The organism is Acidaminococcus sp. CAG:542 (assembly GCF_000437815.1).
In the GTDB taxonomy this organism is placed as follows: Bacteria; Bacillota; Negativicutes; order Acidaminococcales; family Acidaminococcaceae; genus Acidaminococcus.
Genome location: NZ_FR902041.1, coordinates 16,868 through 17,873, shown reverse-complemented (window position 1 = coordinate 17,873; position 1,006 = coordinate 16,868). Strand labels below are relative to the sequence as shown.

Here is a 1,006-nt window from a genome sequence, read left to right as displayed (position 1 = left end):
GCTGAACTCCAGAACATGACCGAAGTGGCCGGCTACCTGCGGATGGACTTCATCATCCCTGCCCGGGGCCTGATCGGTTTCCGGAACCAGTTCCTCACCGATACCAAAGGCAACGGGATCATGAACCATGTGTTCGCCGGCTGGGGTGCCTACAAGGGCGATATCCCGGGCCGTACCCGGGGCAGTCTGGTGGCTTTCGAAGCCGGTACCACCACGGCTTACGGCATTGACAAATGCCAGGCCAGAGGCACCATGTATGTGAACCCTGGTGAAGAAGTGTACGAAGGGGAAATCGTCGGCGAAAACAGCCGGGAAGACGATATGGACGTGAACCCCTGCAAGAAGAAACACGTATCCAACATGCGTGCCGCCGGGAGCGACGACGCCGTCCGTCTGGTTCCGCCCCAGACCTTCTCTCTGGAAGGGGCCCTGGAACACATCAACGACGACGAAACCGTTGAAGTCACCCCCAAGAGCATCCGCATGAGAAAGAAGATCCTGTCCCGTCAGGAACGTTCCCGTCAAAGAGCACGGAACGCACGGGCATAAGAAAAAGTGGGACTGCTGCATTTGCAGCAGCCCCTCTTTTTTGCTTTCTCTTCCATTTTGGTGTAAAATAAAGAAATACAAAGAAGGGAGGGATGTGCTCATGTTTGCCAGTTTCAAATCGTCCAGATCTTCTGCATCCAGAACTCCGGCAGGGGAAAGTGAGAATCCCGGACTGACGCTCCTGGACACGCCCAACCTGGATCTGTGTCTGCGGACACCGGCCAGCCTGGAGGAAATCGTTGCCTACGGCAAGCTGATCCTGGAAGGCAAGGGCCTCCTTATGTGTCTCAACGACCTGCCGGAACCGGACAAGATCCGGGCTCAGGACTACCTGGCCGGCGTAGCCTACACCATCGGAGCCACAGAAACCGAAGTCTCCCCGGAAGTGACCATGTATCTGCCGGGAGAAGTGAATACGATCAGAGGATAAGTCATTGACAATCGACCATTGACGGGG

At 56.3% G+C, this 1,006-nt stretch carries 1 protein-coding gene and 1 pseudogene; both read left to right on the top strand.

Annotation, left to right across the window (positions count from 1 at the left end; genetic code table 11):
• A pseudogene (locus QVO43_RS02715) lies at positions 1-549 on the top strand (translational GTPase TypA); the annotation flags it as partial.
• Positions 550-649: 100 nt separating this feature from the next.
• Complete coding sequence (locus tag QVO43_RS02710) at positions 650-979, top strand: cell division protein SepF (protein ID WP_022487066.1); 330 nt, start codon at positions 650-652, stop codon at positions 977-979.
• Positions 980-1,006: the final 27 nt, after the last annotated feature.

Bases quoted from the DNA above. Each gene is read 5' to 3' on its own strand.
- QVO43_RS02710 (WP_022487066.1), top strand. From the start codon at position 650: ATGTTTGCCAGTTTCAAATCGTCCAGATCTTCTGCATCCAGAACTCCG.